Source organism: Paenibacillus eucommiae (genome assembly GCF_017874215.1).
Classification (GTDB): domain Bacteria; phylum Bacillota; class Bacilli; order Paenibacillales; family NBRC-103111; genus Paenibacillus_AI; species Paenibacillus_AI eucommiae.
Genome location: NZ_JAGGLB010000003.1, coordinates 155,490 through 176,807 on the forward strand (window position 1 = coordinate 155,490; position 21,318 = coordinate 176,807).

Sequence of the window (21,318 nt, forward strand, 5' to 3'; positions counted from 1 at the left end):
CATCTTACGAAGTTGATATTGAATAAGCTGCTGATAAAAAAGCATCGGAGATGCTTTCCCCAATGCTTTCTTTGCCGGTGCCTGTAAACAAGCAAAACATACCATAATTTGTAATGTATCGTCAATCGTACATTTTCCCATCCATCTACCGATATTATTGTGGTATATTTATATCAAGTATGAAACGTAAATAAAGGAGATTGAGACGATGAAGGTGCAGGAAGTCAGAGCGGCACTGCGTAAAAACCATTTTGAAGAAGAGATTCGCAAGATTAAAGTATATGATGAGAAGAATGAGATATATTCCTATGAAAGCCGCCATAGTGGAAGCAGATGGGAAACCGTCTACTACAATGCTAAAACTAACACCATTTCGTTGACAGAGCCGCGCATTACCAAACGTTAAATCGCCAAGCTTTCCCGCCGGCCTCTCAAGGTTAGCGGTTTTTTTGTTGTTCATTGCTTAATTGCAGCACGATGAGGAACCTAGCGTTGGATTATTATTTACCTCTTGGTTAACAGGTACATTTCTAATGGAGCAAACCCCTGTTTCAGGTAAAACAAGCTCTACTCTCTCTGCTGCTTCTAAATCACCAGTAAGATAAGCAACGATGGATCTTACTTGTTCATACCCCGTAGCCATTAAGAAAGTAGGTGCGCGGCCATAGCTTTTCATACCTGCAATATAAAAATTCTTCTCAAGATGCCGCAGCTCCCTCTCTCCATGCGGGCGAACCGTTCCACAACTATGCACATTAGGATCGATAAGAGGAGCAAGTATCTCTACACTTTCTGTGGCTTGATCCAAACTAAGCCTTAATTCCCGCAAAAACGAAAAATCAGGACGGCTTCCGGTGTTAACAATGATTTCGTCAATGTCTTGCAGCTCATCGGAATCGCCGATAATCGTAATACGTTTCTCTTTTTGTATAAGGCCTTCAATTTTGAAAGGAGTAACCACCTGAATTTGTCCCGACTCCACTAATTGATGGATTCGACTGCCAAGTTCCCCTCTCGCTGCAAGTTGATCATTTTCCTTCCCACCATAGGCGTCTTCCACTCTTTCTTTTCGCATAATCCAACATATTTCTGTTTGCTGATCGGCTTCTTTCAGTTGAGCCAAATCCAATAGGGTATTTAAGGCTGAATGTCCGCCTCCAACTACAGCGATCCGTTTTCCTACATATCTCTCCTTATCTATACCGGTGATGTTGGGAATGCCATAATAAATATTGTGATGTAATGATTGTTCCTCATTTGTCCATATCCCATTAGCGAGAACTGGATTTGGCTGTCCCCATGTTCCAGAAGCATCGATTATTGCTTTAGCTTCGAATCTTTGGAACGTTCCGTTATTGTTGGTGTAAATAATAAACGGGAGGCTCTCACGATTGGCCGACTTCATTTTATCGATACCTTTTCTGCTTATTGTTATTACGCTTGTATTTAAGTTGACATGTGGTTGAATTTCTGGAAGGTTGGCTAATGGTTTTAAATAAAGCTCCACTATTTCTTTACCTAATGGCAATTCTTCGGGTGGTGGGGTTTCCCAACCATGTTTGGATAGCAGCTTTTTAGCCGCTTGATCGATATTATATTGCCAAGGTGAAAATAAACGGACATGTCCCCATTTCATGATATTGTTCCCAATCTGGGGACCTTGCTCCAAGACTATAAATGTCTCACCACGTTCTGCTAAATGTGCTGCTGCAGCTAATCCAATGGGGCCTGCTCCTATAATAGCGATCGGCAAATTGTTGTTGTTTGAATGATTTGATGGCGTGCAGCAACTGGATATGGGTAGGTTTATTTTTATGTTTGGCATTTGTTTTCCTCCTAATTTGTAGAACGATTAACCCCAGAAACTGATTAGAGTTATACCGGTTGTAATTACTAAGGCATATACGATTCGTATTAACGCTTGCTTTTCTTTAAGTACAACGAAGCCTAGAAAACACCCGATTACAATGCTAAACTCGCGTATAGGTGAGATATGGCTAAGTGGTGCATATTTCATGGCGATTAAGAACAATAAGTACGAACCTGGTGCCATGGCAGCACCAATCATGATCGTTCGCCAATTTACCTTCCACTCTTGCTTTAACTTGCCGCTGCATAGAGCTGGCCTACTTAAAAATATAAAACCAGCGATATTATAAATTTGTAACAACCCCAGTGGAGACATAAAATCAAGAATGGATTTATCAACTATGGTATATCCTGTAATGGATAGTCCGACACCAAATGTGATCAAGAATGTTTGTAGTAACTTCCGATTAACCCGAACGGAGAAAATTTCACTTAGTCCAAACAAACCGCTTACGATGAGTATGAGTCCAGCCCAACCCAATGTAGTTAGTTTCTCATCATAGAGAAATATACTAATGACTGGGATTAGCAATGCCGCAGATCCTCGCATAAATGGGTATACCTGTGAAATCTCACCAATCTGATACGCTTTACTCAAAAGTGTTACGTACATACCTTGAAACACGAAGGTGATAATTAATAATATAATTTCTTGCACACCTATCTTAGCCGCTAATACATCACTTATAAAAAACGGCATGAAAACAAGGCTTGCAATCGTTTGAATGGACCATAGAAAGCTTGATTTATGCACACTTTTTTTAGTGTAAAAATTCCAAATTGCATGTGTAACTGCAGATGCAATGACTAGAAGCCACACAAGAGTCTCACTCACACCATTCACCTCAAAACAGCTTAATTACAGCTCATCGAACAAGTAATTGTTCATTGGTGATCGTTCAATTCTTCAGATGACACAATTGCTTGCCCGCAACAAATTGTGTGTCTGGCCCCACCCCCTTCGATCCAAAATCGTATCCAGAACCTCTTTCATCCTAAATGCCTCTTGAAATAATATTTGCAATATGCAAGTATTTAGGAAAAAGATTACCCCAAAGGGGTAGTGCAGCATTGGCTTGATTTCGCCATGGCGTCATTCAAAAGCTTAATGGATCGAAGAACGGTCTCTTTTTCAAAATCGTTCATATGAGAGAAGACTTCATTTAAATATTCCTTCATTTGCTCATCAATCGTCGTGGCCACGTATTTCCCTTCTGTCGTTAACGAGAGGATATACACTCTGCGGTCGTCTGGATCAGGCGTTTTTTTCACTAAATTTATTTTGATTAAGGATTGAATTTGACGGCTAAAGGTGGTGATATCAGTACCTAGGGCCTCTGCTACCTGCTGAATAGAAGGTTTATGCTGGTGGTCAATCTCATAAAGAATATGGCTTTGAATTAATGAAATTTCGCAGCCTCCGACAGAACAACAATTTTTATTAAGAAAACCAAAACGGCGGGTCATAATTTGAAATAGTTCGCGAACATTTTCCACTGTGGATCACCTCATGTAATAGTTATACAATATTTATTTGCATTTTGCAAGTAAAATAATATATAACACATTCAATCAAAAAAACTCATAATACAAGCTTTCTAGTATGTAAATGCTTGTTACAGGACGATGCTCATCGCAGGTCTCGGGAGCCTGCCAGTTAGCTTTACGCCTATCAGTGCATCTATATAAAAACCTTTATTTGCCGAAGATGTACAAGGAGCTGCCGAGACAGCTCCCACATCGTTCGTATAGAACACCTTATGGCTGAAGTGGGAGAGGATATCTCTTGTTGAACCTATGCCTGAAAGGTTTCAACACGTAATCTCGCGGCAAGAACTGAAACCCAACCGAAGGCAACAATTCCAGCGCTCCCCATAATAACGCCGATCCAAGTACCGATACTCGAGCCTATAATAATGAGCACTGGCGCGAGGATACAAGATGCAATACAATAAATACTCCAACCACGCTCGCCTTGTGTAGCAAACCGACGTGCAAAAACAATGCTTGCCGCAATTAGACAAATAAAAGCCGTAAAGAATGCCAGGGAATGGAGTGCTGCATGGCCGCTCATCGATGTTGGCATTCCGGCAGGAGCACCTGGGGGAAAGCTGAGGCCAGGATCTGGGCGAAACAGACCTGCCAGGATCATGCCAATCCCATAGATTCCAATGAGCATCGAACCCCACTTGCCTCCCTTACGCCCTCGCAGCAAACGGCGCACTCCAATCGCTGCACATACAGCAAGCAATCCTGTTATGAAGAAATTAGCGCTTTGAATCCATCCCAAATCCCCCAACGTAAGGGTACTGATGGCATGGCGCCTGATATCGAATCCTGTACGTGTAAACGATTGAATAATGGCTGCAATGTAGAACAGCGGTGTGGAAACAACCCCACCCATCAGAAGAAGACGAATCGTCCTCGTATTCCGCTTATTTGTAATCATAATAATCTTTTTCCCCTCTCATTGTCCATTTAGCTACGTCCCCATATCCACTGTCACAACGATGATGGAGACGTCTTCGGTTGGATGAATTCAGTTGGCTTTGTTGTTAGCCGTTGTCCGCGGCCTAAGATCACAGGATGGACCCAGGTCCGGTATTCGTCGATGAGATGATGCTTCATCAGTGTTTGTGCAAAATCGCCAGGCGCCTGCATGACGCCATTCAACGTAATGAATGGCTGCATGATGATTTTCCCCATTTTTATCCCTGTCCTTTCGTGTCATGCGGTCGATTCAGACAGTTGCGTATCTCCCGGATGTCCATCATCCAGGGTCAACTGAACTTCGCCGTTATAAAGACAACGAATGAGAGAATGGCAAATCGACATCCACGAGTCAGTAATAAATGGAACTTTGATACTCGGCTTGTTGAGTGATCGTACCATTTCAGGTTAAAGTAAAAAAACGCCAAGCCGGATTAAGGGCTTAGCGTATATTTTCGTTAATTATCTAAAGTATGAAAAACCTTTGAAATAAAAGGCTCTGCACATTGTTTACATGTATTCAATGTATTCAATGTATTCATGGGGGAGCATCACAACAAGCAGTGACAAAACCGGAACAATAAAGTCTTGGCCTGAAGCAGAACATATTGCACAAATCACTAGCAATACCTCTGGCATTATTATGCATTCAAATCCGTCATTGCTGGAATATGAATTTCTTTGACACAGGAGACCCTAGAGAGGTTGACGACACATTTCACAATTGAGACAATATCCTGTACAGGAATTCTTGTGCCGCTATATGCAGCAATCGCTTTGTCGACACCATCCTCATAAGGAATTTCTGCTGCCAGCTCGCCCGGATTCACACAGGTAACCGCAATGCCATCCTTACGAACATGCTCTCGCAGTGCATGAGTAATGCCACGCAGACCGAACTTGGAAGCCACAAATGATACCTGGGCGTTATTCGTATGGTCCAGTCCTGCTGTGGAACCAATAAGAATAATTTTACCTGCTTCCGATTTGCGAAGATTAGGCAGTGCAGCCTGTATGCAGGTAATTGTTGAAGTTATATTCACATTAATAATGTTGGCAATGTCACTCGCCTCATCCTTGTCAAAAGTATAGTGAGCCTCAAACCCTTCTTTCTCCCAAATTCCTACGTTATAGACTAGAACATCGATCTTCTCCATTTGAATGCCCTTTGATAGGACTTGTGCGGCATCCGGCTGCGCCAGATCTGCTGCAATCCATATCCGCTTTATGCCATCATTAATATCCAGACTGCCCGGCCTGCTTCTGGAGACGATCCATACTTGATCGCCATGCTCGGGCAACCCTTTCACAAATGCATCTCCCAGACCTTTACTAGCCCCCAAAATAAGATAACTTCTCATACTGTATCCCTTTCCATGTTAATCGTTATCATATTCAAGTGTACAATATTAGCCATGGACTCTCCACCGCTCTCAATACCTTTCTCCTTTAGAGTAGAAGAACCGCTATTTCACTTCCTGTTTAGAAATGCTTCGTTTATCTAATTGCATCTTATCGAACATCTAATAACGTGTCTGCTCAATCCCCACTAATTTCTGTAAAGTGGCAATATTATCCTGAAGAAAAGACTGATTTTTTTCGACACCTCTGTTTTTGCACCAAACAATTGCACTGAAAGCATCGTAAAGATCATAGAATGGTAACACTGACTCCAGATTCACCATAGGGCGAATCGTTCGATACCCATCAATATACGGTAGCTTTGTTCTCGGGTTTACTCCCCAAATATATCGGTTGATTTTTGTAAAGTCTATTTCAGAGGATGCACCACGGGCACTCTCGAAATCAATAATGCCAGTGACCTTGTTATCATTCACCAATATATTACCAGGTCTAAAATCCATATGAACAATGCATGGCCCGTCAGGTTCTGGTAAAGCTGAAAATACGCCATCAAAGTGAAGAATACATCTTTCATACAGCTCTGGATCGAGAATCTCTTTGCAAGGCTCTTTCCACTTTTCAAAATTACCTTTGATATGTAGTCTCCAATTATTTGGGTCAACAATCTTAAATCCATCAGTCACATGGTAACCGTAACCTGGAGTTTTAACCTCATGAAGCATCGCATGAAACACGCCAATTTGAAAAGATAGTTTCTCATCAATATCTTCTGTACAAGGTATGCCTTGAATCGCCGAAAGAAGCAATGCTCCAGTAGTAAATTCATCCCCATCCCAAAAATCCAATACTTTAGGAACAGGTATTACGTCCTTCAATGTTTCAAGCATTTGAAATTCACGATATAGTTTATCCTTGTTAAATGGAATTTTTACATACACTTTTTCTCCGTTGGCGAGAGTAAGTTTGTATACATCAGAACTAAATGAATCTGGAACATCTTCTACATTCAAGACGTTCAGCTTTAACTTTTCAATAACGTTTAGAATGGAACTCATAAAGTACCTCCTCGTTTTGGATTGCAAAACGATAATCCCGATTAAAAACCTTTGACTTGCTCGGGACTCTTGGCATTCCCTGGAATAAACCGAATTAAACCCAATCTCTTACATATATCATATTCTTGATCCAGAACCAAGACCCCTTTTTAGAGGGGTCATTTTCTTTTTCAAGAGGGATTTCGAATGCGAATCATCAAGACAAAGCAGGTTATTGACGTATTGCGCCGTGCAGAAGCACTTCCGGCGGTACTTCTCGATCTGGTCGATGACTACTTCTTGCTGCCCATTTCATAGATTTTTTGGAGCGTCTGGATTTGCTTCTTCTTCTCGTCATCGTCCTCTGTGTGGAGATACCCCTCCACAAGCCTGTACCCGAATGCGAGAAGGATCAGCTCGTAGACGCAATGATCGGCGATAGAGGATACATCCGAATACTCCGAAAAGCCTTTGTAATACGCGGGGACACATCGCTGGTAGTATTCGACCATGTGATCGATATCCGCTTCATCCGCAATCAGGCTTGCGAGATCCTCTCCCAGGTAGCCCCATCCGGATGTATCCCAGTCGATGAGCGTGATTTTCCCGTCAGCATAGATCAGGTTGGTCACCCAGAAGTCCCGGTGGCATAGCACGAGAGGCAACTTTTCGATGCGGGCGAGTATCTCGTCTGCGCGCTCATCGATGTCGATGAGCATTTGCCGCACGTGCTGCGAGAATTCACAGCCCTCCGAGCGTATATAATCGTAGACGATCGGCCATGACCGGTAATGCAGATACGTATTCTTCATGAGATCCACATGGCTCAGGTTGGTCAGGCTCTGCAGCACAGCGGGTTTCTCCACATACAGCTTGCCTTGATAGCGTCCTAACTCCAGCGCAGCCTGTTCATACATGTCACCGGTCAAATCTAAACCGGTTACGCCATCGATAAATTCCAGCCACAGCTGGAATTTATTTTCTTCGGCATTGATCTCGGCGTGATAACATGTCGGCCAGCGGAAGGCATCCGAGAACGTCACTCCCAAGTCAGACGCATAGAGATCATACTCCCGGCGCCATGAACCCGGATCGCCGTAACGATCCCATTTCTTCTGGATTTTCAGCACGATACGGTACGGCAATTTTTCGCCATCCGCGGTTTCGGCGATCCCCGTTACCAAGTACACATCTCCCACAGTTCCGCCCCGTAACGGCATGGTTTGGCAGTCGGCCGAGATGATATCCTTCTTGAATCGTCGGCTTAAGGCATAGATCAGCGTTTCGAATTTAATATTCATTTTTTCCATCCTCCGTTTTTCTTCGTTTGCTTGCTCCACATCGTGATCGTTTTGTTTCGAGCCCTCTTGTCGATGAAGCAACTCGTTTTATCCTGGACATACTTGTTCTCATGCTGCCGGGCAATAATCCGTCGGGAATTGCTTCTATTTCTGTGTAGCCATAGGTTTTCAAATCCATCATGTTTTTTTTGTTAGCTCCTTTAATGTAGTTTCTTGGACGCAAAAATGCCACGGACAAAGCAGCCTCTAAAGAAGCTGCTGTCGCGCGGCATCAGGACGCAAAAAAGATACGACCTTCATCGTATCCTGCAAACAGCAATATTCACGAAAGGTTACTTTGGATGGCATAGCAAATAGTACGGACGTTTTCCGCTTTTTTCACGTATGCCTGCTATTCAGTTTTAAGACCAAACCACCATATAAGTAGTTGCCATTAAAACACATCTCCCTTCGTGTCAGGAACTTGCTTATCGCTAAGCTGTCTATAAAATAACCTATTTTGGAAAAAAAATCAATGCCTGACAGCGCATATTGTGTCGGCCTTCTCCATCAAGTCTGCCGTTGATAAAGAACTCGCGAGCATCAAAAGTCAGCGTGAGCGCTTCCTCAAGATCACTTGGAACCCCAAGTGATTAAGCACACCCATCGAAGTGACTTGTTAAGGTCGATACAATTTTAAGCGATGTGCATCCTTTTGATCATAGGTCCCTCAGTTCCCATCTGCAACAAATTGCTCAATCCGGCTTTTAATAGAGTCCCGAACGGTACGGAATTGAGCGATAATTTCATCTTCCGTTCCTGTCGCTTCTGCCGGGTCATCAAAACCCCAATGCCATTTGATAACATTTTTGTTGGAGATCACTGGACAGTGTTCATCGGCATGGCCACATAGAGTAATCACAAAGTCTGCCTGGTTCAAAATATTTGGATCAATAACGTTTGAAGTTTGACCACTAATATCTGCGTCGGCTTCTTTCATGACCTGGACGGCACGTGGATTTAATCCATGAGCTTCTAGACCAGCGCTTTTCACATCGTAATGATCACTACCCAACTTCTTTAACCATCCTTCAGCCATCTGACTGCGACAAGAATTGCCTGTGCAAAGAAAGTAAACTAATTTTTTGTTCATATAAAGTTTCCCTCTTTTCGTATTTAAAATAAATATATAATTACTTGCTTATTTATATTTTACATGCCTTTTGTTAACGCAGTGTTAACATGAGGAGATTTTTTCACCGTGAAATGAAAACTCCTTGAGGGGACAAAATTCATATTTGAGAATGAAAAATTTCAAAGAAGGGAATTATTTTTGTATAGGAGTGATTCTCTGTGCTGATTAAAAAAATAGTAGTCTGCTCATCAGTCTTTATTTTTCTACTTCTACTTGGAGGTTTAATGAATAATCAGTTGGAAAGAAAAAGGTTTGAAAAAATAATTCGCCCCTTGTCTACATCATCATATTCGCTTTATTCAGCATCTTATTCTAAGAGTGACCAGATATTCCCACCATTTCAACCACGAGAATATGTTCGAATTATAAAGATACCTAGACACAACTAAACATGTATCCAACTCTGCAAAAATAAGATTATTCTGGATGCAGCAGCTTTTTCTTCTCGTCAGAGGACTCATAGGCCTTCAATACAGAAGAGAGTAATCCGGGAAACCGGAATTCCAGATCTTCTGTTCGCAGGGATAGGAAACGCTGAGTACCTTGAACGCGAACGTTTACGATGCCGGCCTCCCTTAATGTTCGAGCATGATGGGAAAGTGTGGATTTCACAACCGGTACTTCTATGTCCCCGCAAGTTCTCTCTTCCCCGTTACAGATTTCAGAGATGATTAACAAACGAATGGGATCGCTTAAGGCATACAGAACATTGGACAAATGAATTTCTTCCCGTTCTGGATGATACAAAATTTTCATAATAACCCCCCTGTTTTTTTCAGCTCATGATTGAATTATAGCACAACACATGCTATACTTCCATTGTTCGATAACAATCGAAAAATAGAACTAGCATGGAGGGAACTCAATGACAATCCAAACTACGCATAAGTCTACCAAGGCCGCGGAGCAGGGAACTATAAAAGAAGGAGTCGTTATTCTCCTGCTCGGAATATCAATCGTGCTCGTCATCATGAACACGATGATGTTTAATTTAGCTTTGCCGGACGTTGCTGAAGCCTTCAATTTATCGCCTTCTTCCACCTCGTGGATCGTTACGGGCTATTCCATCGTATTCGCTCTCACTTCAATTACTTACAGCCGATTAGCTGATTTCGTTCCAATCCGAAGGCTCTTCATTATCGGGATATTATCACTTAGCCTTGCAGCTATCGCCGGATTATTCAGCAACAGCTTCATCATGCTGCTAATCGTCCGTATCCTTCAAGCATCTGGCGCGGGCTCGATTCCGGCCTTGTCCCTGGTCTTAATATCCCGTTACATCCCAATTGAGCGACGTGGTAAAGCAATGGCCATGATCATGTCATCGGTATCACTCGGCCTTGGTTTAGGTCCTGTTGTTGGTGGAGCGATCGTCGAGTTTCTCGGCTGGCATATTTTATTTGTCGTGACTGCGGTAACTTTGCTGTTAGTGCCTGTATTTGTAGTTCTCATTCCTAAGGAGAAACCGCAGAAAGGTTCTTTTGACGTTCTTGGCGCACTATTTATTAGCGTTGGAACGACGGGACTTCTTCTTTTTTTAACTAATCATTCCTGGGTTGCACTGGTTTCTGGGCTTATCGCACTTGTCCTGTTTACTGTTCGTATTCGCTCGGCAAGGATCCTTTCGTCCTCCCTGCTCTATTCCTAAATCGTTCCTATCTTATTCTAGGGGCAGTCGGTATCGTCGCGTATTTCTGCAGCTTTGCAACATTATTCCTAATGCCACAAATCCTTGTTAAGCAATATAGCCTTAGTGCCATTGGAGCCGGACTCGTGATTTTCCCAGGGGCGTTATTAGCCATGTTCGTGTCTCGACGTGCGGGACGTATTATCGATGCACAGGGGAACAGCTCAATTATCCGATATATTCCGCTGCTTCTTTTGTCATCCGTCATTTTGTTCGCTTTGTTCGAAGGGGTTTCTTATCTAGCGATCATGTTCATTTACATGTTAATGAGCATTAGCTTCACGATCTTAACGAGCAGCATTTCAAATGAAATGTCCAGAATACTGCTGCCTTCGCAGATTGGATCCGGATTGGGATTGTTTCAGCTGCTCCAATTTTTCAGCGGTGCTTTCGGAGTTGCTATTACCGCCAGTGCCCTTGTTTGGCAAAAAAATCTCCCGCTATCCAATGCTTTCAGCAATATCTACTGGGGGATGGCAATCGTTGTTATTCTAGCTATCGGCTGCTCGGTCGTTTACCTCCGATCTGCATTGCGAAGACCTCAGGCTTCATAACATTCTTGAATCCAATTAACTCTCCCTGTTTGCAATTTGCGTGTATCATCTCGCTCTGTATCAGGTACACAGAAAAAACGGTATCCACTGGATACCGTTTTTCTGTGTAAACTTTGTGAAATTAATAGCATTGCCCACTATTTCTTTGCGATGATCATAAAGCGTTTAGAATTGTTCTTTATTCCTTGCCTGTGAACAATGATCACACGAATAATTTCATGGTTGCGCCCATGAGCTTCGATATATATCCGTAAATTGTTGTAAGTATGCTGCAGCTCGTGGGGACAACCCATCAAGATATCCCGGCTCTCCGAACCATGGTTGATTTGAAAAAGAATCATAGATTGGCTGACTTAACGGAGTATATGTCAGCATCAACGAACGTCGTGAAATCTCCTTATAATAACGGCCGCGATGCAGACCAAACGGATTGAAAATGACCGCATCGCCGGCCTTTAACGCGATGCGCATCGCATTAGGCATACCCTCTTCCCGATTATGACTCTTATTGTCTTTATAGCGGATATAGTTCTCTTCCGGACTATCGTTGCGATTTATCGAATAAGGTACATATTCGAGATCATCATTATCAATGAGCGAGATTTGAAGTTGAATGCCTTTGTAGGAGCCATCACTTTTCCATACTTGTTCTAAGAGCTTTTTTTCTTCCTGTTCGTCCTTGACTACGAATTGCGAATCACGATGCCACTCCCCTTCTTGGCTGGTAAATTGCGGATTTGCATAATAAGTCGTAGAGCGGAACAGGGATGGACCGGCAAAAATTTGCTCGACCGAGCCCAGACAACGAGGATCGGCAATGGTTTCCATAATGACATTAAAATGTTCCCTTGTATCCCGGTGCCACCTGGGATCGTTAAGATGCCTCATAGCTAAGAAATCTGTATTTGGATTTTGCCGATAGTGCTCCTCCATAAACTGTTCCAGCACATAATTGCTCGACGTTAAAAGCGTTTCCAACTGTTTCCCGCTAAACAACTGAGGCAAAATGAGATAACCCTCTTCCGTAAATTGACGATATGCAGATTTTAATTGAAACATATGCTCTCCTCCATAATTGTTTTCTTTTTGCAAATCTACTAGGTTGTTGTAGTTTATTTCTTATAATACCAGTCATTTACTTCATTTGTAATTTCGTCACCACCATGTTTCTTCCATGATTCTACAAAATTATCGAATTCATCCACAGAACTGATGCCCATAATAATTTTCGTGAATGTTTCTTGCATCATGGCGGACAGGTCCGCCTTCTTGCTTATCATGGTTGAAGTTGGTGTCGTAATAAATTGGTTAGGCATAAATTGATCATTTTTCAAATATTGTTCAAATATTCTTGTTGATCCATTGGCTTGTGCCTCAACCCACCATAAAGATTGATCACCTTCTTTGTATTTCTTGATACTGTCGTAAGCAGCACGAACATTTGGAGTACCTTGGTCTAAACTCAATTCACCATTCAATACTGCATTGCTTTTATTGATTGAATCCAAGCTACTTGACATATAAATTTTAGCTGGTGCTAAAAACCAAACCGGATTTATATCGCCTGGCGGTGCTATAAACGTTTTATAATCATCGTCAGATGTTGTGAGATAAAATTTATCGACAAATGCATTCATTATTTTCAAAAGTGCTTCGGGGTGCTTATAACCCTTTTTCACCACCCAATAAAATCCATTAATATTTAAGTTGTGCTGCAATAAAACCGGCTTACTGTCAACCGAGGGCATTGCATAAGGAATCCACTCAACGTCAGGTAAGCTTGTCGATGCCGGATAGTTAGCTCCACCTTTATCGGAGAAAAAGATACCGACTTTATTAGCTCCTATCGTTTCGATGGCTTTCACAGTATCCTTTACGGCAAACTCTGGGTCAATCTGCCCGTCCTTGTACATTGCCTGGAGCTTTGCCAACGCTGTCTTCATTTCGGGTTGAATGTTGCTATACGTCAATTTGCCGGTCGAATCCTTGATCCAAATGTCGTTATAAGCATGAAAACCATTAAATAATCCTTTTAAATAGTAGAAGTCTTTGTCGGTCAATATACCGTATGTATCTTTTTTGTTATTACCATCTGGATCTTGGTTAGTGAATGCTTCAGAGATTTTCAAAAGATCTTCCATCGACTGGGGTTCTGACAAGTTTAGTTTAGTCATCCAATCTTTACGGATCCAAACCATTGGAGCGCTATCTCGTTCGAGACCAGTAAATGGGATAGCCATCAACTTACCGTTAAACGTAGCCGACTGTAACACTTCTGGACCCGCGTCAATTATTACCTGCTTAACACGGGGCGGTGCATATTTCTCAAAATACTCAGTCATATCCTCAATTAAATCTGCCTCTTTAAGCTGCACAAATTGTTCGGGTGATGCCATGAAAAAGTCTGGAAGATCGCCTGAAGCAATCATCAAATTGGTCTTGGAGATAGACTCGGTCGCTGAAGTTGTTGACCATTTTCTTTTCACTTTAATGCCATATGTCTCTTCAATATAGCGAGTCCATATGTTATTATTGATGTCGTCACCGTCAGCAAATTTAACCAACGTAGTGTAGTCCGATACTGTTGTAATTTCAATAGGCGGATCATACTTTCCTGACTTTGCGTCTTCAGCTTCTTGCGAATCCTTGTTCTTCTGAGGATCATTAGTCTCCTTGGCTGCAATTTCCCCCGCATCGCTGATGTCGTTTGTAGGCGTCGTTTTTACTTTATCCCCTGCTGAACAGCCTGATAAAACAACTGTCAGAAGGAGAATGCAAGCGGCAATTCCAACCATTCCAAACCTCCCATGCTTCATTCCAAGTGCACTCCCTCAATAATTATTTGCTCCGCAATGCTAACGCTCTCATAGCTGCTATGCGATGCTGCAACTTAATATATCGGATTCTAAAATGAATATCCATGTTCGATTTTGTATTTATGTAGTAAAAATGTTTATTTCTGAAAAATTGAATAGGAAATAAAAAATGGCCTATTCCGAGCAGCCGCACTTTCCCCAATGCACTGAATAAGGCAATTTTCTGAGATCTTTGACTTCAATAGCATTAGACATTTCGGCAGTCCCTTGAGGCGCATAAATAAAAAAACGGCATCACAGTGGATACCGTTTTTTTATCAATTTTTGCATTATGAATATAAACAACACTCCCACTATTTCTTTGCGATGATCATAAAGCGTTTGGAATTGGTCCTTATTCCTTGCCCGGTTTGATTTTCTTCAATGAATTTTTGAAGGATGTCAAAATCATGTTCACTTTGCCCAAAATCAGGCACAATAGGTGTGTGTTTCAAAAGAAAGATCAGATCTTCATACGATTTGTAGTATTCCGTAGCATCATACTCAACATGCTGAATATCACTAAAACCAGCTTGAGCTAATTCTTCAAGGTATTTTTCTTTCCATAATCCTTCATCAGATCCAAATTGCTGCCCTCTTCCGAAAGCTTCTTTAATATTAAGTTTATCGTTATCACTTATTTGTTGAGTGAGGAACATGCCGTCTTTCACTAGGACTTTAGCTATCTCTTCTGCATAGAAATTTGAATGCCTGCAAGATACCACATTAAAAAAGCTCGGTGGAAACTCCAGGTTTTCAGCATCCATCAGCAAGAAGCGGGCATTTGCTTTATTAGACTTTTGCAAATTTGCATTAGCGGTTTGAATCCTATCTTTTGAATGATCGATTCCCACTAGTAATAAAGCAGAATCAGTGATGGATAACAACATTTCTCCACCACCAGTCCCAATATCAAGCAGTAAATCAGACTTTTCACATCTATCGGTTACTTCCTTGTAAAAGTCCCACTTCTCTCCTTCGGTTGCAACTTTCAGTGTACTAAAGTCCCAGCCATTAAGTGCTCCAACCTTATCGTAAAAGATCATATAGTCTAATTTGTTTATGTAATTCACTCCCTTTTGTTACTTAGCCTAATGCATATCAAGTACCGCAAAAGGTTCGGTAAGGACGCGTTGATGGCTCAGGCGGTGAGCAGTAATCAGCCTGTTCAGGTGTGTGTGCAAAAGGACTCGAAAGTGCATCAAGCAGCCGCTCCATCACACTGTAATCTCCATGTTTCACCGCGGCATTGAGTGCCTCTTCAACCCGGTGATTCCGAGGGATAATTGCAGGATTGCTGCTGCGCATCAATTCGTGCGACGATGCTTTTGGTTCCTTCTGCCTGCCGAGTCTCGCTTGCCAAAGCTCATGCCACTGAGCAAATTCCGTTGTGCCAAACAGGACTGAATCCTCCGGCTTATCAAAAGTTAACGCACGAAAGGTATTCGTATAATCCGCTCGATACTTCTCCATCAAACTAAGCAGGTTTTCAATGAGAGCTTCATCCTCCGGCTCTTCGTTAAAGATTCCCAGTTTTGCCCTCATTCCCGTGAGCCAATTAAGGTGAAACTGCGTGAAAAAGTCTGAAATCGCGTCCTCAGCCAGTTTCACTGCCTGATCCTCGTTCGCATCCAGCAGCGGCAAAAGGGTTTCAGCAAATCTTGCGAGATTCCAAGCGGCAATATGAGGCTGATTTCCATATGCATAGCGGCCATTAACATCAATGGAACTGAATACAGTTGCTGGGTTATAGGTATCCATAAAGGCACATGGACCATAATCAATCGTTTCTCCACTAAGGGCCATGTTGTCAGTGTTCATCACCCCGTGAATAAAGCCAACGAGCTGCCATTTGGCAATCAGTGCGGCCTGTCGTTTGATTACTTCTTGAAGCAGGATAAGATAGCGGTTCCCACCAGCGTCTGCTTCTGGGTAATGTCTTTGCAAGGTGTAATCAGCCATGGTTTGGAGATCCTGATCAGTACCCCAATTTGATACATATTGAAAGGTGCCAACGCGTAGATGACTGGCCGCCACACGGGCTAGAATGGCGCCAGGCAGCTCAGTTTCGCGGATTATTGACTCGCCTGTTGTCACCACGGCAAGGCTGCGGGTAGTAGCAATTCCAAGCGCATGCATGGCTTCGCTGATGATGTATTCGCGCAGCATAGGTCCAAGCGCCGCTCGGCCATCGCCGCGGCGGGAGTATGGCGTTTCACCTGAACCCTTAAGCTGAATATCTACCCGTTCTCCTAAGGGAGTGATTTGCTCGCCAAGCAGTATAGCCCGGCCATCCCCTAACATGTTGAAATTCCCGAATTGATGCCCTGCATAAGCTTGTGCAAGGGGCAAAGCGCCTTCGGGAATCTGGTTGCCGGCAAGAATCTCAATACCATCATTGCTTTGTAGTGCTTGAACGTTCAATCCCAAGGACGTTGCTAATGGATCATTGAGAATGATCAGCTTTGGTGAACGTACAGGGGTTGGGTTTTGTCTGGTGAAAACTGTTTTTGGCAGACGTGAGTAACTGTTGTCGAAGTTCCATCCTGTTTCTACTATTGCTTTTTTCTCCGTCATTCATATCTCCCTTTCCACTTATATACGCAACGTGGGCGGTTGCTGCAGTATGACCTGCTTCTGCTGCACGGGCAGCGGCGCAAGCCGCAGTATCACTGGCATCACGAGCAGCGGTTTGTTTGGCATGCACAATTATTAGTATATCATTATTTTTGGCATAATGAGGAATTTGCTACACAAGGAGCTCTGAATTGACCGATTCTAAAATGAGGGGCCTCAGTGCCGTCGTTTCATCAAGATGTATATAAGCATCATAACGCTGAGCCATACGCGATGGAACGTAGTTACCTAATTCTCTGTTTGGATCATAGACGACACCAATAGCGCGATGACCAATAACCTCCTGGAATTCGAGCTGACTTTTGTTAAAGAGTAATAGCTGGTTCTCTCCTTGGCCCGCCTGATGCATACAATCTTCCCAACTTCCATTTATGGCTTTCGGTACGTCCATCACTTCAACTGGTGAGCCCCATGCCCGGCCTGCCAAGACTTGTCCCTGATAAGTACCGAATCCCAGAGCGAATACCTGTTTATATTCAGGATCTTCCCTAATCAGTTGCCCCACGTTGACCATACCATCACCGGCCATATCTGTTGCACGAGCATCGCCGATATGAGTGTTGTGTTCCCAAACGATCGCTTTGGCATCCTGTCCATGGAAATTTAACGTTCTCTTGAGCACTTCCACCATATGCTGATCGCGGACATTCCACGATTCTGGACCTCCCATTACCATAGTGCGATAATATTTTTCAGCGTTCAATGCAACCAGCGTATTCATCTCTGCATCGAGAGCAGCTTCACTACCGGGATGCTGGTGCCTCTTCTTATTCATCTCGAAAAGCAGCTGGACCACCTCGTCTTCACAGCCCTCACCAAACAAACCTGCAGAAATACCGTAGGATTGCTCATCTCTGTTGAAAGGCTCGAAGCATTCAAATGCTTTTTTGGCATGCTCCAATTGCGATGAGCCTGTCTTTTCCAAATAAGCGATGATATGCTCCATGGATTCCCAAAGGCTATACATATCCAGACCATAAAAACCTATTTGCTTCTCTTTTGTGAACGTTTGATTTGCAGTACGGAGCCAGTTAACAAAATCGGCAACTTCGCGATTCGCCCACATCCAGGTTGGCCAACGGTTAAAATCACTAAGCGCCAACTCTGCTGATTCGGCAGCCCCAGATGCCCCTTTTATATATTGATTGACGCTGTTGCATGAGGGCCAATCCCCTTCAACGGCAATGAAATCGAAGCCCTTTTGCAAAATCAAACGCTTGCTTAACTCTGCACGCATCGTATAAAATTCCGAAGTTCCATGACTCGCCTCACCGAGCAATACGATTTTTGCATCACCTATTGCCTCCATGATTACATCCAGATCCTCCATACTATTAAAAGAAACCGCATCAGTTCTAATACGATCAACAATCTTATCAGCATTCATTTTTCGTTTTCCTGCCCTTCACACAAAATGCTCACAATGACTAGGATATCCATATGAACCTGGTTTTAAAATCCATGAAATTGGCAAGGTTAGGAGCGCTACTATCCAATTATGTATATGTCCGAATCATTCATGTGGCATGGCTGAATCCGGCATGTTAAAGCTTGATCCGGTTTGCTATAATGAGTTGCTGAGAATGATAATCATCTGATACAATTGAGAAAGGGAGTTCTACAATGAGAAAGCAACATTTGGCAATATCAGTAACAATTCTTCTATTACTCTTGCTGGTGACAGCATGCGGGAAATCGGCAACGGAAACACCCGTTCAGGAGCAGCCGCAAACCTCTGCTTCTACGAGCACAACTACGCCAACGGTTGAGACGGGTGCTGAGACCAAAACTTATACAGATAGTCTAGGCCGCGAAGTGGTGATCCCAACGAAGCCGGAAAGGATCGTGACTACGCAATACTTACCAGATATGCTTGCTCTAGGTATTAAACCGATCGGGGTGCCTCAGCATTTGCTAACCAATTTTGCATCCGTTAAAGATCTGATCGACGGCATAGAAAATTTGGGTCCGGTAAATGAACTCAATTTGGAGAAGACAGTTACGTTAAATCCGGATCTGATCATCGCTATGGAAGGCAATCAGGAGCTGATCGACAAGTTAAGCAAAATAGCACCGACTATCGTTGTTAAGTGGAGCGGCAGCGATCCCTTTCAGCATTTGAAAGACGTAGCAGATGTCCTTGGGTTGAATGATAAGGCAGACCAATGGATTGCGGCATATAACAAGAAGAGTGAGGAAGCCAGAGCGAAGCTTGCAGCTTATGTGAAGCCTGGTGAAACGTTCGGCACAGTCGTGATTGGCGGCTATGAGAAAGGACAGCTGCGTGTGTATGGCGACAGTAACGTAGGCTACACGCTGTTTAATTCGCTGCAATTTCCGATGACAAATACGGTAAAAACGGAATGGGATAAGGGCGGACATGATTTAGGTATGAAAATATCACTGGAAAAGCTGCCAGAATTCGCTTCGGCAGATAGGCTGTTTGTCGTAAAATTCGATAATGATCAAGATTTCCTCAAGCAGGTTGAGGACAGCATGCTGTGGAACAATCTTCCTGCAGTGAAAAATAATAAAGTTTATGTCGTAAACGAGAGTCTGTGGTTTTCTCTGGACGTACTGTCATTCGAGCAACAGCTCGATGATGCCGTCAAGCTTTTGGCCAAATAATGAGATGCTCTCACACTTAGAAAGGACGAATATACTATGAGCCTGCCAAGGGTTTATGTGTGGTCACAAATCATATTGCTAACAGGTGCTTCAGCAGCCAAAAGTGACTATATATCGCAAGCTGGATATTCGCTCGTAATTCCTTTTCAAGGTCAATGCCTGTGGAAAATCGCTGGACAGGGAGACGGCAATGTCGCCAATGGCGCTAATGGCGCTAATTTCGCATATATCCTCCCGCCTGCGACTGCCATCGAAGTTCATAACGCTCCAGGGCTTCCCTGGAGCGCTTTTGTCATTACATTTCAAAGTATCGAATTGCAAAAGGGTAGTGAACCTTCTGCCGATCCGCTAGCAGTGTCCTCCCCCGTCACTTTGCGGGTTCCTCCATTTTATCGGCTGCTGGAGCTTGCTGAGGAGATTCACAAGTCATTGCCAGAAGGCAGCTATGCGGAGCGTTATAGGGCTCACTCGGCGTTTCAGGAGCTAATGTTTCTGCTGTTGAAAGCCGCTGAAGAAAGTGCTGCAGCCGAAGAGGATAAAGGGGTTCAAGCTGTAAGGAAAACGATTGCTTATATCGATAAGTACTTTGCGTCTGAAATTACGCACACCCGGCTGGCCGAACTGAGCGGCCTCTCACTTCGCCATTATTCACGAATTTTTCGTCAGCTTACCGGCCAAAGCCCCATCGATTATTTGATAAGACAGCGGATTAATGAAGCCGAAAGGCTGCTTCTTTCTTCAGCCGATCCGATTCAGGATATTGCCGGCAAGAGCGGGTTTCGCGATCCCTTCCATTTCAGCAGGAGCTTCAAGCGTCAGCGCGGCGTCTCTCCACGGTTGTATGTTAATTTACGTAAAGACAGGAGCCGTTTAGTGACTTACCAGTATCTTGGTGAAATACTCGCGCTTGGCATGAAGCCGGTAGGAGCTCCAAAACTGCTGCTGGCAAGTGGCTATTTACGCAAGCAGGCAGAAGGCATCGAGGAGATGGGAATGTCCGTCGTCACGCCATATTTGGATAAATTGGCAAAGCTGAAGCCAGATGTCATTCTAACCTTTGACGGCCATCACTACAGTCAGTACGCGAAAATTGCCCCGACGCTGGACGTTTCGTGGTCCAAACCAGCCTTTGAGCGCTTTCGGCTTTTGGCCGATCATCTGGGGAAGGACAAGGAAGCCCAAGCTTGGCTGCTGAGCTACCAGGAGAAGGTGGAAGCGGCTAGAATCAAGTTGGCCGAATATGTGAAGCCTGGACAGACTGTTTCATTTTTCTGGGCTAGAGGGCTCCCCCGCTCTTTTCAGGCTTATTATGATGCAGAATTGTTCTATGATGACCTTGGTTGCATGGCACCGGAAGCGGTTCGGCATGTACAAGCGATAAGCGGCCATCCGTTCAAGAGCGACATCCCCGTGGGTGAGCTTGGAAAATATGCAGGTGATCACATGTTTGTCGTTGTATCACGGGACCCTAAGTCACAGCGGGAGTTTCGGCGGTGGCGTCAGGATCCAGCATGGAACGAACTGCCCGCGGTAAAAAACAATCAGGTTTACTTGCTCTCCGAAGATTGGCTGAGTGAGGATCCTATTTCCAGGCTGGGCCAGCTGCAAGACGTTGTCAACCTCATACAAACAAATATGCAAGGTATACATTGAGCCTGAACAGTGGTGGAACCCTGGTCTGGGTTTTTTTTTTATAATTTCACATTATAAATCCCTACTTTTTC

20 protein-coding genes are annotated in these 21,318 nt (G+C 43.5%); 5 read left to right on the forward strand and 15 right to left on the reverse strand.

What is annotated here, in order from left to right:
* The first annotated feature begins 208 nt into the window (after window positions 1-208).
* Window positions 209-406: a hypothetical protein gene (locus J2Z66_RS06105; RefSeq protein WP_209970485.1), complete on the forward strand. Its 198-nt coding sequence runs from the start codon at window positions 209-211 to the stop codon at window positions 404-406.
* Window positions 407-463: 57 nt separating this feature from the next.
* Here the strand turns inward: J2Z66_RS06105 and J2Z66_RS06110 are convergent, their stop codons facing one another.
* The 10 genes from J2Z66_RS06110 to J2Z66_RS06155 form a co-directional block, all read right to left on the reverse strand.
* Window positions 464-1,825 (reverse strand): FAD-dependent oxidoreductase, encoded by a 1,362-nt coding sequence (locus J2Z66_RS06110; protein WP_209970486.1) that lies wholly within the window; start codon window positions 1,823-1,825, stop codon window positions 464-466.
* A gap of 27 nt (window positions 1,826-1,852) precedes the next feature.
* Window positions 1,853-2,704 (reverse strand): EamA family transporter, encoded by an 852-nt coding sequence (locus J2Z66_RS06115; RefSeq protein WP_209970487.1) that lies wholly within the window; start codon window positions 2,702-2,704, stop codon window positions 1,853-1,855.
* Between the two features lie 212 nt (window positions 2,705-2,916).
* Window positions 2,917-3,366, reverse strand: a complete 450-nt coding sequence (locus J2Z66_RS06120; protein ID WP_209970488.1) for a MarR family winged helix-turn-helix transcriptional regulator — start codon at window positions 3,364-3,366, stop codon at window positions 2,917-2,919.
* A 298-nt stretch (window positions 3,367-3,664) separates the two neighbouring features.
* The gene (locus tag J2Z66_RS06125) at window positions 3,665-4,318 is read right to left on the reverse strand and encodes a DUF998 domain-containing protein (RefSeq protein WP_209970489.1); all 654 of its coding nucleotides are present in this window, start codon (window positions 4,316-4,318) and stop codon (window positions 3,665-3,667) included.
* A 53-nt stretch (window positions 4,319-4,371) separates the two neighbouring features.
* Window positions 4,372-4,560 carry a dihydrofolate reductase family protein gene (locus J2Z66_RS06130; RefSeq protein ID WP_209970490.1) on the reverse strand — a complete coding sequence of 63 codons (189 nt, stop codon included), beginning with the start codon at window positions 4,558-4,560 and terminating at the stop codon, window positions 4,372-4,374.
* A gap of 440 nt (window positions 4,561-5,000) precedes the next feature.
* Entirely contained in the window at window positions 5,001-5,720 is a 720-nt protein-coding gene (locus tag J2Z66_RS06135; protein WP_209970491.1) for an SDR family NAD(P)-dependent oxidoreductase, read from the reverse strand.
* A gap of 162 nt (window positions 5,721-5,882) precedes the next feature.
* Window positions 5,883-6,779: a phosphotransferase family protein gene (locus J2Z66_RS06140; protein ID WP_209970492.1), complete on the reverse strand. Its 897-nt coding sequence runs from the start codon at window positions 6,777-6,779 to the stop codon at window positions 5,883-5,885.
* A gap of 272 nt (window positions 6,780-7,051) precedes the next feature.
* Window positions 7,052-8,059, reverse strand: coding sequence for an aminoglycoside phosphotransferase family protein (locus J2Z66_RS06145; RefSeq protein ID WP_209970493.1), 1,008 nt, complete (start codon window positions 8,057-8,059; stop codon window positions 7,052-7,054).
* Window positions 8,060-8,768: 709 nt separating this feature from the next.
* Window positions 8,769-9,191 (reverse strand): arsenate reductase (thioredoxin), encoded by a 423-nt coding sequence (gene arsC / locus J2Z66_RS06150; RefSeq protein WP_209970494.1) that lies wholly within the window; start codon window positions 9,189-9,191, stop codon window positions 8,769-8,771.
* 459 nt (window positions 9,192-9,650) lie between these two features.
* Window positions 9,651-9,989: an ArsR/SmtB family transcription factor gene (locus J2Z66_RS06155; RefSeq protein WP_209970495.1), complete on the reverse strand. Its 339-nt coding sequence runs from the start codon at window positions 9,987-9,989 to the stop codon at window positions 9,651-9,653.
* Between the two features lie 109 nt (window positions 9,990-10,098).
* Here J2Z66_RS06155 and J2Z66_RS42445 point away from each other — a divergent pair, with 109 nt between their 5' ends.
* Window positions 10,099-10,881 (forward strand): MFS transporter, encoded by a 783-nt coding sequence (locus J2Z66_RS42445; protein ID WP_245375316.1) that lies wholly within the window; start codon window positions 10,099-10,101, stop codon window positions 10,879-10,881.
* Between the two features lie 152 nt (window positions 10,882-11,033).
* Entirely contained in the window at window positions 11,034-11,474 is a 441-nt protein-coding gene (locus J2Z66_RS42450; protein ID WP_245375317.1) for an MFS transporter, read from the forward strand.
* 216 nt (window positions 11,475-11,690) lie between these two features.
* On the opposite strand, the gene J2Z66_RS06165 is transcribed toward J2Z66_RS42450, so the two are convergent.
* The 5 genes from J2Z66_RS06165 to J2Z66_RS06185 all read right to left on the reverse strand — a co-directional run bounded on the left by J2Z66_RS06165 (window position 11,691) and on the right by J2Z66_RS06185 (window position 18,353).
* Window positions 11,691-12,533 carry a phytanoyl-CoA dioxygenase family protein gene (locus tag J2Z66_RS06165; RefSeq protein WP_209970496.1) on the reverse strand — a complete coding sequence of 281 codons (843 nt, stop codon included), beginning with the start codon at window positions 12,531-12,533 and terminating at the stop codon, window positions 11,691-11,693.
* 53 nt (window positions 12,534-12,586) lie between these two features.
* Entirely contained in the window at window positions 12,587-14,269 is a 1,683-nt protein-coding gene (locus J2Z66_RS06170; RefSeq protein ID WP_209970497.1) for a type 2 periplasmic-binding domain-containing protein, read from the reverse strand.
* Window positions 14,270-14,643: 374 nt separating this feature from the next.
* Window positions 14,644-15,393: a class I SAM-dependent methyltransferase gene (locus J2Z66_RS06175; protein ID WP_209970846.1), complete on the reverse strand. Its 750-nt coding sequence runs from the start codon at window positions 15,391-15,393 to the stop codon at window positions 14,644-14,646.
* A gap of 37 nt (window positions 15,394-15,430) precedes the next feature.
* Window positions 15,431-16,906, reverse strand: a complete 1,476-nt coding sequence (locus J2Z66_RS06180; protein WP_209970498.1) for a protein adenylyltransferase SelO — start codon at window positions 16,904-16,906, stop codon at window positions 15,431-15,433.
* Window positions 16,907-17,078: 172 nt separating this feature from the next.
* Window positions 17,079-18,353 carry an erythromycin esterase family protein gene (locus tag J2Z66_RS06185; protein WP_209970499.1) on the reverse strand — a complete coding sequence of 425 codons (1,275 nt, stop codon included), beginning with the start codon at window positions 18,351-18,353 and terminating at the stop codon, window positions 17,079-17,081.
* A 236-nt stretch (window positions 18,354-18,589) separates the two neighbouring features.
* On the opposite strand from J2Z66_RS06185, the gene J2Z66_RS06190 reads away from it, so the two are divergent.
* Window positions 18,590-19,594 carry an ABC transporter substrate-binding protein gene (locus J2Z66_RS06190; RefSeq protein ID WP_209970500.1) on the forward strand — a complete coding sequence of 335 codons (1,005 nt, stop codon included), beginning with the start codon at window positions 18,590-18,592 and terminating at the stop codon, window positions 19,592-19,594.
* A 36-nt stretch (window positions 19,595-19,630) separates the two neighbouring features.
* Window positions 19,631-21,247: an AraC family transcriptional regulator gene (locus J2Z66_RS06195; RefSeq protein WP_209970501.1), complete on the forward strand. Its 1,617-nt coding sequence runs from the start codon at window positions 19,631-19,633 to the stop codon at window positions 21,245-21,247.
* The last annotated feature ends 71 nt before the right edge of the window (window positions 21,248-21,318 follow it).

Excerpts from the sequence above, each read along its gene's own strand:
- J2Z66_RS06105 (WP_209970485.1), top strand. The coding sequence starts at position 209 with ATGAAGGTGCAGGAAGTCAGAGCGGCACTGCGTAAAAACCATTTTGAA.
- J2Z66_RS06110 (WP_209970486.1), bottom strand. The coding sequence starts at position 1,825 with ATGCCAAACATAAAAATAAACCTACCCATATCCAGTTGCTGCACGCCA.
- J2Z66_RS06125 (WP_209970489.1), bottom strand. The coding sequence starts at position 4,318 with ATGATTACAAATAAGCGGAATACGAGGACGATTCGTCTTCTTCTGATG.
- J2Z66_RS06130 (WP_209970490.1), bottom strand. The coding sequence starts at position 4,560 with ATGCAGCCATTCATTACGTTGAATGGCGTCATGCAGGCGCCTGGCGAT.
- J2Z66_RS06135 (WP_209970491.1), bottom strand. The coding sequence starts at position 5,720 with ATGAGAAGTTATCTTATTTTGGGGGCTAGTAAAGGTCTGGGAGATGCA.
- J2Z66_RS06140 (WP_209970492.1), bottom strand. The coding sequence starts at position 6,779 with ATGAGTTCCATTCTAAACGTTATTGAAAAGTTAAAGCTGAACGTCTTG.
- J2Z66_RS06145 (WP_209970493.1), bottom strand. The coding sequence starts at position 8,059 with ATGAATATTAAATTCGAAACGCTGATCTATGCCTTAAGCCGACGATTC.
- arsC (WP_209970494.1), bottom strand. The coding sequence starts at position 9,191 with ATGAACAAAAAATTAGTTTACTTTCTTTGCACAGGCAATTCTTGTCGC.
- J2Z66_RS06155 (WP_209970495.1), bottom strand. The coding sequence starts at position 9,989 with ATGAAAATTTTGTATCATCCAGAACGGGAAGAAATTCATTTGTCCAAT.
- J2Z66_RS42445 (WP_245375316.1), top strand. The coding sequence starts at position 10,099 with ATGACAATCCAAACTACGCATAAGTCTACCAAGGCCGCGGAGCAGGGA.
- J2Z66_RS42450 (WP_245375317.1), top strand. The coding sequence starts at position 11,034 with ATGTTCGTGTCTCGACGTGCGGGACGTATTATCGATGCACAGGGGAAC.
- J2Z66_RS06165 (WP_209970496.1), bottom strand. The coding sequence starts at position 12,533 with ATGTTTCAATTAAAATCTGCATATCGTCAATTTACGGAAGAGGGTTAT.
- J2Z66_RS06170 (WP_209970497.1), bottom strand. The coding sequence starts at position 14,269 with ATGGTTGGAATTGCCGCTTGCATTCTCCTTCTGACAGTTGTTTTATCA.
- J2Z66_RS06180 (WP_209970498.1), bottom strand. The coding sequence starts at position 16,906 with ATGACGGAGAAAAAAGCAATAGTAGAAACAGGATGGAACTTCGACAAC.
- J2Z66_RS06185 (WP_209970499.1), bottom strand. The coding sequence starts at position 18,353 with ATGAATGCTGATAAGATTGTTGATCGTATTAGAACTGATGCGGTTTCT.
- J2Z66_RS06190 (WP_209970500.1), top strand. The coding sequence starts at position 18,590 with ATGAGAAAGCAACATTTGGCAATATCAGTAACAATTCTTCTATTACTC.
- J2Z66_RS06195 (WP_209970501.1), top strand. The coding sequence starts at position 19,631 with ATGAGCCTGCCAAGGGTTTATGTGTGGTCACAAATCATATTGCTAACA.